The sequence below is a fragment of the Maribacter sp. Hel_I_7 genome, from assembly GCF_000688315.1.
In the GTDB taxonomy this organism is placed as follows: Bacteria; Bacteroidota; Bacteroidia; order Flavobacteriales; family Flavobacteriaceae; genus Maribacter; species Maribacter stanieri.
This window is the reverse complement of sequence record NZ_JHZW01000003.1, coordinates 1741659-1754746: the sequence shown is the minus strand read 5'-3', so window position 1 is coordinate 1754746 and position 13088 is coordinate 1741659. Positions and strand designations below refer to the sequence as shown.

Below are 13088 nucleotides of genomic sequence, written 5' to 3'. Positions count from 1 at the left end.
TTAAACAAAATAATAATTTAAAAAATTAATGATATGTTAAAAAATTATGGCAAATTATATTTTATTATTGTTTTATGGGCTTTAAAGTATTGATTTTATAATATGTTCTGGATGTTTAATGTTACTTTTTGTTTATAATTATTTTAGAAAAGTTTAACAAATAATTTATTATTTAAATAGGTAGATTAGAATTTTATTCAAATTATTAAGGAGAAGATGGTTACATCTTATAAAGAATCTTGTTACTTATAAAAAAGTCTTTCTGAAATGAAATTTTGTAATTTTGTTACGACGAAGTAGAAGAGATGAAAAAAGTAGTAATAGGACTTTCTGGAGGAGTAGACTCAAGCGTAGCGGCATACTTGCTAAAAGAGCAAGGTTATGAGGTTATTGGCTTATTTATGAAGAATTGGCACGATGATTCGGTTACGATATCAGAAGAATGTCCGTGGTTAGAGGATAGTAATGATGCACTTATTGTCGCTGAGAAATTGGGTATTCCATTTCAAACAGTAGATTTAAGTGCTGAATATAAAGAGCGTATAGTTGATTATATGTTCAAGGAATACGAAATGGGGCGTACCCCAAACCCAGATGTGCTTTGTAATAGAGAGATAAAGTTTGATGTCTTTATGAAAATTGCAATGCAGTTAGGTGCAGATTATGTAGCTACAGGTCATTATTGTAGAAAAGGAACTTTACAAAATTCTGACGGTACAGAGACTTATCAATTACTGGCAGGTAAGGATGGAAATAAAGATCAATCTTACTTTTTATGTCAATTATCGCAGGAGCAATTATCAAAAACTTTGTTCCCAATAGGGGAGTTGACCAAGCCACAGGTAAGGGAAATTGCTGCGAAAATGAATTTAATTACTGCAGATAAAAAAGATTCACAAGGTTTGTGTTTTATAGGTAAGGTAAGATTGCCAGAATTTTTACAACAGCAATTAAAACCTAAAACGGGTAAAATAGTAGAGGTGCCTGCAGCTTTTGACACATACGACAGAGAAACACCCAATTTTTCAGATAAAAAGTCTGAATTAGAGTTTTATGCGGAGAAACCAGTCTATCATTTAACTGATGGTAAAGTTGTTGGTGAACATCAAGGTGCACATTATTTCACCAAAGGGCAACGTAAAGGGTTGCATGTAGGAGGTACTAAAGAACCATTGTTTGTAATAGATACTGATGTTAACGAAAATATCATTTATACCGGTCAAGGTAAAGCGCACCCCGGATTGTACAGACGAACATTATTTGTAAACGATGATGAAATACATTGGGTACGTCAAGATTTGGCATTGAAAATTGATGAAAAGTTAGCGGTAAAAGCAAGAATTAGATACCGTCAAGAATTACAAGAAGCAACAATTTATAGGGTTGAAGGTGGTATGTATGTTGATTTTAAAGAGATGCAATCTGCAATTACCGAAGGTCAGTTTGTAGCTTGGTATTTAGAAGATGATCTTATTGGTTCGGGCGTAATTTCTTAAATTAGAGGTATCTTTTTTTAGGTGAATAGACACTTTAAGAATGACAGTCTTAAATATCTCTTATGCAAAATAGAATTACCGAGCTCTTCAAAATTGAATTTCCTATAATACAAGGAGGAATGGTATGGACCAGCGGTTGGCGATTAGCTAGTGCCGTCTCTAATGCCGGAGGTTTGGGTGTTATTGGTTCTGGTAGTATGTATCCAGATGTATTGAGAGAACATATTCAAAAATGCAAACGAGCGACTCAAAAACCATTTGCAGTCAATGTACCAATGTTGTATCCCGATATTGATAAATTGATGGATATTATCTTAGAAGAAGGGGTAAAGATTGTTTTTACTTCTGCAGGAAATCCAAAGACTTGGACATCGTTTCTAAAAGAAAAAGGAATTACGGTAGTTCATGTGGTCAGTAGCCTAAAGTTTGCATTGAAAGCACAAGAGGCTGGTGTAGATGCTATTGTTGCTGAAGGATTTGAAGCTGGTGGACATAATGGGCGAGATGAAACTACTACCCTAGTTTTAGTCCCTGCAGTACGAGAACAGATTACTATTCCGTTAATTGCCGCAGGTGGTATTGCCACTGGAAAAGCAATGTTAGCGGCAATGGTCTTAGGAGCTGACGGAGTGCAAGTGGGTAGTAGGTTTGTAGCAAGTGAAGAAGCATCAAACCATATCAAGTTTAAAGAAGTTGTGGTCAATGCCAAAGAAGGAGATACTCAATTAACATTAAAGGAATTGGCTCCTGTTCGTTTAATCAAGAATAAGTTCTATCAAGAAGTTCAAAAAGCATATGCTGAAGGCGTAACTACTGAAGAATTGAAGATGTTATTGGGTAGAGGTCGTGCCAAAAAAGGCATGTTCTTAGGTGATTTAGAAGATGGTGAGCTAGAAATTGGTCAGGTATCTGCTTTGATACATGACATAAAACCAGCTGGTGAGATTATAAAAGATTTAATGAACGAATTTTATAAGAGGAAAGCAGAACTTTCCTCATTATAATTTATCTTCCCCTTCAATAATTCGCTCTTTATTTTTTAAAGACGAAAGATATTCCATAAGGTCACGGAGTTCTCTTCTAGAGATCATACGACCCATGGCGGGCATTGCAGACATGGAGTTTTCTCTTCTTGAAATTCTTTTTAAAGGAATTTTTAAAGGTTCAGCTTCAGATGTTCTAAGTAATAATTGTGTATTGTTTTCTTCAATTAAAACACCTTGCACTTTCTGCCCGTCATTCAATGTCAACGTAACGGTGCCATAGCCTGGTGCTAATCTTACACTTGGTTCTATAAGTGCCTCTAACAATTGTTCTCTACTTAAAACATTAGCTATATTATCTAATGCCGGACCAACTTCTCCACCAGCACCATTTACGGAATGACAACGAACACATTGCGCTGTAGGATTATTGTTAAAAACAGATCTACCTGTCCACCAGTTACCTCCGTAAAGTGTTTCTTGAAACGAATCGGCAGAATAGCCTGCCTTGTTCAATTTGTCTAATTGTGCAATTAATGCAGGATTTTCAGTCGCATTTACAGATTCCATTAAATCAAGTAAAATACCTTGTTTTAATTGATTTTTACTGGCTTTATCAATTAGGCTCGTAAGTATGGCGTTGCTATTTGCGTCAGGTAAATCACCTAAGACGTTTAACATTCTTTGTTGCTCAGAGATAGACCCTTTTTTAAATATAGGGTCAACAATTGCAGGTAATTTTTCTTTCGGTAAGTTCAGTTGACCTAAAAGGCCTACTGCTGCAGTTCTTACTTCTTCATTTTTATCTTGCATGCCAATAGACATGGCGCTTTCCATTCTATTATATTTTAATTGACCCAAGGCAGTTAAAACAGCAGCTCTTACTTCAGGTGATCTATTCGACTTAAAAATATAAAATAGCTCATCATTATAAGAGTTAATACCAACTGCGCTTATAGTTTTAGAAATACCTATTAATATTTCAGGTTGGCGCTCTTTAAGAAATGACGGAATATCTTTTTTAATTTTCTCTTCTAACTGACCGTTCTCTCTTAATATTTCGCCTCTGTATCTACCATCTACGCGATCTAAAAGAGAAGGATTGTTCCATGTACCTAAGGCAGCAAGAGCTTCCCCACGTAAATCACTAGACACATTTGTTCTTTTTGCAAAATTGATAAGCATATCTAACTGCTCATCACCACCCACGCGTAAAGCGGCATTAATAGCTCTACGTAACAAGGGTTCAGATTTTAATTTTTCATTATTTAGCGTTGCTGCTAATGCTGGTAATGCAGCCGCAATAGAAAGGTCATCATTGATTGCACGAGCGGTTTCAGTAATAATGTATTCATCTTCATCAGATAAGAATACAGAGATTTTAGGCTCTTGTAATTTTCTTAAAACAAGAACAGCTGCGATACGCAAACTTTTATTATCGCTATTGGCAAGAGCTAAAAGTGGTTCGGCATTTCCTATTCTTGAAAGTGCTAAAACTGCGGCATGTCTTAAATAAAGATCCTGATCATTATTCGCTTCGATCATAGCTATTAATGCTTCGGTCGCATTTTCATACTTCATACGCCCAAGTGCCTGTGCAGCAAAAAACTTTACCCTATCATTTTCATGAGTAGTAAGCGATATTAAACTGTCGGCAGCTTTCTCATATCTAACATCTCCTAAAACTTTTGCACTTTGCGCTATAATTTCGGGGTCATCGTCTTGTAATAAATTCAAAAGTGGCTTAGCATCATCCTTATCATTTGCGGCTATTTGCCCAATACCCCAAATGGCATGAATGCGTGCAAATTGGTTTTCATCTTCTTTTATAACTTTTTCTAAGGCTCTATAACCCCAAAAGGTTCTTTTAGCAAGTTCAAATTGTGCTTTTTGGCGAATTCGCATATCGCCATATGATAATAATTTCACTAAATTATCTGTCTTATCATCTTCATAATCATGAGTCATTAGTCGTTGTGTTTCCAACCGTTCTTGTTCTAAGTCATTGGTTTCTTTATTAACGTCTAATTTCCATACTCGACCATAGTTTTTGCTACCCCATCCATTAACCCAATCGGCAAGATACAAAGCACCATCAGGTCCAAAATCTATACCTGTAGGTAATACTCCAGATAAAATAGATTCATCTGAATTAAGCTCAAAAGAGGCGCCTTTTGGCTTTAAATCGAACGACCAAATATGAGATCTACTGGGGTCACCTACAAATTCTACCAAGAAGAATTTATTCAACCATTTTGTCCCTAGCGCAGTACCTGGGTTATATCTCATACCTGTGGGACCATTATGAAAATTCTGTATAGGTGGCATGATATATGCAGCCTGCCCATCCCAACGAGGTGTAAAAAGCTTTTCATCCATCCAAACATTGTAGCCATTGTTCTTTGGGTCTGTGTATTTACCATACTGCCAATTAGCTCTCCAACCTGCATCTGAACCTTCAACTATATGCACTAATCTTTCACTTTCTCCTTTATGGTCACCATCATTATCAGAAGAAATTATATTTCCGTAGGCATCAAAAACAAACTCGTGGGTGTTTCTTAGTCCGTGTGCAAATACTTCAAAATCAGTCCCATCAGGGTTACTTCTAACAATAACGCCTTCATTTGGGTATTTATGGTTCTCACCATCAACCGTAGTAATATTTGCGCCAATATCTCCAATTCCCCAATAGATTTTACCATCTGGTCCTTCAACAGCACCAGACATACCATGACCGCTGAAACCAATATGCACGGCAAAACCAGTAGCAATACTGGTCTTCTCATCTAAAATCTTATCACCATTAGTATCAGTTAGCCGATACATGCCTGGACCAATACCTACAAAAACATCATTGTCCCTAACTAAAAGCGCACCAGCTTGATCATTGATTTCATCATTAAAGTCATTCATGATTTGGGTGGAAACATCGGCTATACCATCCTTATCCAAATCTTGTATCATCCAAATTTCATCTTGTTCAACAGTAAGGTCTTGCCAATCATGAATACTATCGTTATTTAAATCTGGAAACCATTCGTTCTCCTTACTAAGTTCTGGAGCAAAGGTTTTATGAAGAAACGCACGTCTATCCTCCACAGATTCTAGGGCTATTGATTCTGTCATCCAATCTCTATGGCTACGAATATCAAATTCTGAATTTTTATTTCTGTTAGAACGTGTAATGTAGACGTTGCCTTCGTTGTCAATATCCATAGCTATTGGATCTGGCGCTAAAGAATCAGAAGCCCAAAGACTTAATTCTAAACCATCTGCTACCTTTGCGGTAATGGTTTCTCTAGCTTTTTTTGCCATCTCAATAAGGTCCGTACTATCTTGTTGAATGGTTAATGGAATTTCAGTAGGATTTCTATTTATACAAGAAGTGCACAAGAATACAAGGCATATTGCCCCAAGTAGAAGCTTTTTAAAAAATGTCATTGTTGATTGGTTGAATTGAAGTTTAAATGTAGCAAATAATGTAATTAATAAATAATGAAATTAATGTCAAGTTAAATTACTAACATCATAAGTAAAGCTTGTCTTTTTTTTGAATTTGAGAATATTTAGTTCTATGTTGGGAAGCTGTATTTAAAAGTTCTTTTATATTTGATTACTTATCAAACCTAAAATAATATGAATACTATTAAAACAGTTGCTTTCTTCTTTCTGTTGACTTTTAGTTTTACCACATTAAAAGCACAAGAAGGTCACCCGTTAGAAGGAAAATGGAATTTAACCATTGATCAAGAAGGAGAAAAACTACCATCTTGGTTAGAAATTAGACACTCAGGTACCAACACGTTGATCGGAAGATTTACATACGCATTTGGAAGTGCAAGACCAGTAGCAGAAATAGAAAAGCATGGAGATTTATTCTCTTTTGAAATTCCGCCACAATGGGAGCCTGGTGCTGCTAATATGGAATTTGAAGGAAAAATAGTTGGCGAAGGTTTAGCCGGAACTATGATTTATGTAGATGGCAAGACCTATAATTGGACAGCTACCAAATCTCCTAAACTACCATATTATAGCAATGCTAAAAAGGGAAAAACAATATCGCTCTTTAACGGAAAGAATTTAAATGGTTGGGAGATGAAACCAAATAACCAATGGGCGGTTAAAGATGGTTTACTTACAAGCGAAAAACCTGGTGTTAATTTAATCTCTGAAGAAAAGTTTAAAGATTTTCAATTACATGCAGAGTTTAGATATCCAGAAGGTAGCAATAGCGGTCTATATTTAAGAGGGCGTTATGAGGTGCAAATAGCTGATAATATTGGCTTAGATGCATCTTCAATTTACTTTGGTGGAATTTATGGTCTATTAACACCAAATGAAAATGTAGCCATGAAAGCAGGGGAGTGGCAAACATTTGATATTACTTTAATTGGTAGACGTGTTACAATTGTAGCTAATGGTAAAACGATTATTTCAAACCAAAATATAGATTCTATGACAGGTGGTGCTTTAGATAATAATGAGGCAGCAGCTGGACCTATTATGATTCAAGGAGATCATGGTCCTGTAGAATTTAGAAAACTAGAAATTACACCATTGAGTAAAGGGTAGTATTATAGAATACTTGTAAAAAAAAGCCTCCATTATTGGAGGCTTTTTTATTGATTTTAATTAAGCTCGTTAATTAAAGCTAATGCTTTTTCTTCTTGATCTTTATGAACATAGATTTCTACTAACTCTGGTAAAGGAGTGCCAAAACCTGCAAGACGTGCGGATTCTGTTTCATCTTTAAGAATTGGTTCTATGTTATTCTCTTTTAATGCGAGTTCTATGCGATGTGCAACTATGCTATTGCCACCGAACACTTTTATATAATTTGAGTCCATAATAATTATTTTAAATTTTTAGTTACGTCTTTAATATACGTATTGAAATTTTTAAATGTTGTTGTCAAGATTTCAATTTGTTCTTGTGCCTCTACCCAATTTTTTTGTTCGATAGCCTCTCTTACCCCAGGTAAAGTTTTTACGCCGTAACCGGTATAAAAACCAGGAGCATAAATTTGGTGTTTAAACCATGGTCTACGTGGTAATCCTTTTTCAGAGGTAAGCATTTGTTCCGCTTTCATTAAACTCTTGTTTAAACCATCAATAGATTTTTTTGAAAGAGTAGCGGTATTAATTTTTTCAAACTCGGTAATAGTAGCTTCAAGTGCTACAAGTTCATTTTGTAAAGGTGAAAAATCAATATAAGGTATAAGTTCTTTTTTCGTCGGAGTTTTAACCTTTTTGGTTGGATCTGCTGCTAATTGATATGTATTTAAATCAATCATTTTATTATGCTTCAATACCTCTTTTCGCATACTTTCAGTCTCATCGATAATTTCTGTAAGGTAATTTGAAACAGTAGATTTCCATTGCGAGAAGTTTAAAGGAATAACATCGGCATTTGCTAAACGTAGGGTAATAAGACCGGCAGTATTTGCTAAAGCAACACCATAAGCAAATTCTGGATCCTTAAATCTTTTGTAATGTGGGTAAGTATCATAAATAGTGTGATATTCACCACCTCCATTTTCACCGCCAAAACCTAGGTTTAAAGCAGCAATACCGGCATGTTGAATAAACGGAGTGTAATCTGATCCAGAGCCCAATGCATATAATTTAAAAGAGTCATCGCCACCATTAACCATATTCGCTGCAATTCTACGTTCTTTAACAGAGACATTTGTTTGTGGGTCAACAACAGTGCTTGCCACTTCACTTACCATAGCTTGTAAAGAGTGCGATCCGCCAGCACCTAAAAAGCCACGTCCGTTACCGTCGGTGTTAATATATGCAACAACTTTTTCTTGAAGTTCTTTTTTATGGTCTTCAACCCATTCTGTAGATCCAATTAATCCTGGTTCTTCGGCATCCCAAGCACAAAATACCAAGGTACGCTTTGGTTTTTGACCTTTTTTTGCAAGTTCGCCAATAACTTTTGCTTCTTCCATAAGGGCGACCATTCCACTAATTGGGTCATTGGCACCATGTACCCATGCATCATGATGATTACCACGCATTACCCACTGATCAGGAAATTCTGTTCCTTTTAGGGTTGCAATAACATTATGGGCAGGTACCAGTTTCCAATCGAATGTAAGTTTTAAATGAACCTTTGCTGGTCCAGGACCAATATGATATGTAATTGGCAATCCACCTCGCCAAGATTCTGGTGCAACAGTACCATCTAAAGCTGATAAAAGCGGAAGTGCATCTTCGTAAGAAATTGGTAGTACAGGAATTTTTGTAATCGTCGGGGCATCTTTTCTTTCTAATCTTTTAGCGTCTTTTGTAGCTCCGTATCCAGGAGTTAATACATCTCCAGGATATGTAGGCATATCCATAACCGAACCACGCTGTACCCCAGTTTTATTCTTGTAGGCTCCTTTTGGATAAACATCACCTTGGCCATACCCATCATCTTCTGGGTCAGAGTAGATGATACAACCAATAGCTCCTTTTTCGGCGGCTAGTTTCGGTTTTATACCTCGCCATGAGCCTTGATATTTAGCAATAACTATTTTACCTTTTACGCTAATGCCAAGCTTTTCTAATTCTTCGTAATCTTTCGGTATTCCGTAATTAACAAAGACCAATTCAGCCTCTACATCCCCGTCAATAGAGAATGCGTTATAGCTAGGTAGCAATGCATCACCTTGTGCTGTAAAAGGGTCGCCTTCTACAGGTACTGCCGTTAATTTGGCTTTGTATTGCGTAGGTCCTGTTAATTCTAAAACCCTTTCTGTTGGATAAGGAAATAGAATTTGGTAGGTTTCTATTTTTGCATCATAACCCCAAGATTCAAATTGATTTTTAATCCATTTTGCATTCTCTTCTCCAAATTTGGTACCAACCCAATGAGGTTCTGCAGCCATTTTTTGCATCCAAGTATCAAGATTTGTTGCGTTTAATTTTTCTTCAAAGCTTTTTTCTAGCTGTAATTGTTTATTGGTATTCTCTGGAGTAAAACCAATAATTGAAGTTTGAGAGTATCCATTGAGAAAAATAATTAGAAATAGGGTGGTGAGTAAATTTTTCATAATACAAAGTGTAGTTATTTAGGTTTAATTAGTTTCTAGTTTTATGGTAGTTCCACTTTTGGCACTGTTAATAGCCGCTTGTAGAATTTGCATGGTTATAAGGTTATTTTCTAATGAGTATACATTAAAAGGTTCTAAAATAAGATTGCCATTGATGACATTGGCAAAAACGGAAAAAGGATCATCATAAGGTTTGTCACGTTCCGGTAAAAGAAATGTTTCTTCTGTATAGTCACTATATCCTTTTGATAACCTTAATCTTAATTGCGTAGGATTGTCAGAATAAACAGCGCCTTTTGTGCCATAAAGTTCCATGTCTTTTCTTCCTATTGGCCAATTCCAAGAAGGTTCTAAAATTGCCATTTTATTGTCATAGGTTAAAATAATAGTGGCGTCATCATCAACATCAGGGTTGTTTTCTGGTTGTAGATGTTGTGTGACAGCGGTAACACTGTTAGGTATTTGGCCCTTGGTAATCCAAGTCATTAAATTAGCTCCGTAACAACCAAAATCTGTAATGGCACCACCACCATTTAATTCAGGGTCTGTTAACCATTCTAAGAATTCATTTGAAACGCCAATTTTTTTTGGAGCTTTATGACCATCTCTAATAATTACTTTTCTTAATTCTCCAATAGTCCCTTGTTCTAATAAACTGTTGGCCTTAACATTAGTTTCGTACCAAGAGGTTTCATAATTTGTTAATACTTGAATATTATGTTTTTTAGCGAGATTGTTAATTTTAAGAGCATCTTCTAATGTAGTAGCCAATGGTTTTTCAACCATTACATGAATACCTTTTGGTGCAGCTGCTTGAACTATAATTAAATGATCTTTAATATTGCCAAATGCTGCTATGGCGTCTGGTTTTACGGCTTTTATCATTTCATCCATAGAACTAAAAACGATATCCATTGAAAAACCAAATTCTTCAGAAAGTCTTTTTGCTAGTTCTGTATTGGTTTCAACAATACCGACCATATTGATATCTGACTGAACCTCTCTACTTAAAATCCATCCAACATGACCATGGGTAAGACCTGCAACACCAAGTTTCAAAGGCGGGTCTTGGGAATAACCAATACTCATAAAGAACAATATTAACAGTGTAATTAATTTCTTCATCGAATTATAATTTGGTTAAATTTTTTTTTTTAAATGCTCCTATTTTTAACTAGATTCTAATAAATTATCATGTATAGTAAAGTAAAAGGTGCTACCAACATTCTCTTCTGATACAACCCATATTTTACCAAGATGATGGTCTATTATTTTCTTGCTTCCATAAAGTCCGATACCCGATCCTTCAAATTTAGACTGGTTATGTAATTTATGAAACGCATTAAATATATTGTCTTTATGTTCTTTTGGAATTCCAATACCATTATCTGCAACACTAAATAAATACTCATTAGACTTTTTTTCAGAAGAAATGGTGATTACGGGTGCTTTGTCGGAAGTTTTAAATTTTAACGCATTGTGAATTAAGTTCTGGAACAACATGCGTATATCGTTAGGTCTTGCCGTAAGTACTGGCATTTCGCCTAAATGAATGGTAGCATTGGTTTCTTTAATTCTTTCAGAAAGATCATCTAAAGCAAGTTGAATTATCTCAGTAATATTTACGTTTTCCATTCCGCTGGAATTTCCAATTTCAGCATACTTTAAAAGTCCTTCAACTAAATTTGTTAATCTAGTAGAACTGCCTTGTAAATGTTTTAGATAGCTATCAAAATTGGCATAATTACTAGCTTGGTATTGCTTTTCTAATTCTTTGGCAATGACATTAATGTTATTTAAAGGACCTCTTAAATCATGGGTTACAATAAAAGTGAATTCCTCAATATGGGTATTCTTTAATTTTAACTCATTATTTAAAACAGCCAACCTATTGTTTTGAAATTTTAGGTCATCTTGAGCTTTTTTTAAATTTAGTTCACTCTCTTTTAATGCTGTAATATGATTTTCTAAATCTGTAGTATACGTTTTGGTCTTATTCTCATCATATATTCTAAACGTTAGTGATAACCAACCCAAGCAGGCTAAGAAGGCAAAAACTTCATCAAATGGTACATCAATAGTACCCAAAATGGGTTCATGAATAGAAATGTAAATGGTAGGGATAATAAATGCAAGAATATCAAAAGTTATAATTAGGTTTCGTAACCTAGGGTTTCTACGATACCCTATATATGCTAAAAACCCCATTGTGGCAAAGGCCACAGCTTGACCAAAAAAACCGCCAATTAAAAATATCAAACTCATGAACATGACTGGGGGAAACAAGGTCATGTAAATTCTGGTAGCTTTATGATAACCTAAGCGATTTAAAATAAAACCAATACCGAAACCTAGGGCAACAACAAATGACAGTATTTGTTCTATATAAGAATGAAAAATTAGGGCGTATATAAATACTGCAAATGTAAAAATTGAAGATATAATGGTTATTAAACCAAATTCATCTAAGAATTTACTACTCTTCAAAGGTTTTTTTATTGATGTCGTTATATGTTCAGACAAACTATTTTTTTTAATATATGTTATTTTTTGGAAGGTTAAATGAGTGCGTATTTATATTAAATCTCAAAAAGTAAAATATGAAGAATTGGGGGAGTTTTTAACGTTATCATATTTTACTTAAATATAAGAAAGTAGTGGTATTAAAAATTAAAAAGACACCTTTTTTTGATGTCTTTTTAAACTTGAATCTTCATTTAAACAATTTACTAATTAAAAGCTCATAGGAACCTCTATTACTAATATTTTCGAATTGCCATTCGTTTTAAAATTAATAGTATCGATATCCCAAATTCCTAATCCGTCACGTTTGCTTAGTTTTTGATTTTCCAATTCAAATTCTCCTTCCAAAACAAATATGTAGATTCCGTTGCCTTTCTGTTTTAAAGTGTATGAATCTGTTGTTTCAGATTCGTATTCACCAAGATGAAACCAGGCATTTTGATGAATCCACACACCGGAATCATCCGGGTTTGGAGAAAGAATTTGATACAAACTATTTTTCGTTGCAATATCTTTAATTGAGATTTGATCATAACGCGGAGTAACATTTTCTTTGTTAGGAATAATCCAAATCTGTAAAAATTTAACTGGCTGATCTTTATTCTTGTTATACTCGCTGTGGGAAACACCGGTACCTGCACTCATAACCTGAACATCACCAGCTTTAATAACTGTTGAGTTGCCTATATCGTCCATATGTTGAAGGTCACCCTCTAACGGAATTGAAATAATTTCCATGTTGCTATGAGGGTGTGTGCCAAATCCTCTCCCGGCAGCTACCGTGTCATCATTTAGTACTCTTAATACTCCGAAATTCATTCGTTCAGCATCGTGATAGTTAGCGAAACTAAAACTATGGTATGAATTTAACCAACCATGATCAGCATGACCTCTGGTATCAGATTTATGTAATGTAGTTTTCATTTTCATCTATTTTTAAATTACAAGTTAGTCGAAAATTTTGGTAAAAGTTTACATTGTAAAATTCTGTGGCGCACAGATTGAACCTACTGAAATTGGTATTTAATCTAATAAAAA

At 34.9% G+C, this 13088-nt stretch carries 9 protein-coding genes; 3 read left to right on the top strand and 6 right to left on the bottom strand.

Annotation, left to right across the window (positions count from 1 at the left end; genetic code table 11):
* The first annotated feature begins 305 nt into the window (after positions 1-305).
* Both mnmA and P178_RS0119330 read left to right on the top strand, forming a co-directional pair.
* Positions 306-1496: a tRNA 2-thiouridine(34) synthase MnmA gene (gene mnmA / locus P178_RS0119335; RefSeq protein WP_027067780.1), complete on the top strand. Its 1191-nt coding sequence runs from the start codon at positions 306-308 to the stop codon at positions 1494-1496.
* A 62-nt stretch (positions 1497-1558) separates the two neighbouring features.
* Positions 1559-2500, top strand: coding sequence for an NAD(P)H-dependent flavin oxidoreductase (locus P178_RS0119330; RefSeq protein WP_027067779.1), 942 nt, complete (start codon positions 1559-1561; stop codon positions 2498-2500).
* Here the strand turns inward: P178_RS0119330 and P178_RS22435 are convergent.
* Positions 2495-5923, bottom strand: a complete 3429-nt coding sequence (locus tag P178_RS22435; RefSeq protein ID WP_051638372.1) for a HEAT repeat domain-containing protein — start codon at positions 5921-5923, stop codon at positions 2495-2497. The two genes, P178_RS0119330 and P178_RS22435, sit on opposite strands and share 6 nt — an antisense overlap.
* Positions 5924-6118: 195 nt before the next feature.
* On the opposite strand from P178_RS22435, the gene P178_RS0119320 reads away from it, so the two are divergent.
* The gene (locus tag P178_RS0119320) at positions 6119-7054 is read left to right on the top strand and encodes a DUF1080 domain-containing protein (protein WP_027067778.1); all 936 of its coding nucleotides are present in this window, start codon (positions 6119-6121) and stop codon (positions 7052-7054) included.
* 56 nt (positions 7055-7110) lie between these two features.
* Here P178_RS0119320 and P178_RS0119315 read toward each other — a convergent pair whose 3' ends face one another.
* The 5 genes from P178_RS0119315 to P178_RS0119295 form a co-directional block, all read right to left on the bottom strand.
* The gene (locus P178_RS0119315) at positions 7111-7329 is read right to left on the bottom strand and encodes a DUF2007 domain-containing protein (protein WP_036147200.1); all 219 of its coding nucleotides are present in this window, start codon (positions 7327-7329) and stop codon (positions 7111-7113) included.
* 5 nt (positions 7330-7334) lie between these two features.
* Positions 7335-9527 (bottom strand): transferrin receptor-like dimerization domain-containing protein, encoded by a 2193-nt coding sequence (locus P178_RS22430; RefSeq protein ID WP_036147197.1) that lies wholly within the window; start codon positions 9525-9527, stop codon positions 7335-7337.
* 24 nt (positions 9528-9551) lie between these two features.
* Complete coding sequence (locus P178_RS0119305) at positions 9552-10652, bottom strand: Gfo/Idh/MocA family protein (protein WP_027067776.1); 1101 nt, start codon at positions 10650-10652, stop codon at positions 9552-9554.
* A 45-nt stretch (positions 10653-10697) separates the two neighbouring features.
* On the bottom strand, positions 10698-12014 hold the full coding sequence (locus P178_RS22800) for a sensor histidine kinase (protein ID WP_027067775.1): 1317 nt from the start codon (positions 12012-12014) through the stop codon (positions 10698-10700).
* A 246-nt stretch (positions 12015-12260) separates the two neighbouring features.
* Complete coding sequence (locus P178_RS0119295) at positions 12261-12974, bottom strand: pirin family protein (RefSeq protein ID WP_027067774.1); 714 nt, start codon at positions 12972-12974, stop codon at positions 12261-12263.
* Positions 12975-13088: the final 114 nt, after the last annotated feature.